Source organism: Ursidibacter arcticus, assembly GCF_009761375.1.
GTDB classification, from domain to species: Bacteria; Pseudomonadota; Gammaproteobacteria; order Enterobacterales; family Pasteurellaceae; genus Ursidibacter; species Ursidibacter arcticus.
The window spans coordinates 1-210 of the sequence record NZ_LEKM01000030.1; the positions used below are offsets into that span (position 1 = coordinate 1).

Below are 210 nucleotides of genomic sequence, written 5' to 3' on the forward strand. Positions count from 1 at the left end.
ACCGCAACAAGGGCAAATTCGACTGGTATTTTGCGGCGGAACAGCCACTAAAAAACCACCTTGCCATTGCGTTTTGTAGTCTAACTGACGGCGGAACTCGAACCAAGATTGGTCTAATATCGCTCGGTTCAAGCCTGATTTTGCAGCCACATTTTTACCGTGTTCTTCTGCTGTGCCTTTGGCTGATTTGGACATATTCGACACCTGCAA

1 protein-coding gene is annotated in these 210 nt (G+C 47.1%); it reads right to left on the reverse strand.

Annotated features, from left to right (window positions below):
• Positions 1-210: zinc ribbon domain-containing protein (locus tag A1D25_RS01155; RefSeq protein ID WP_240327074.1), on the reverse strand; the 210-nt coding region annotated here is incomplete at both ends.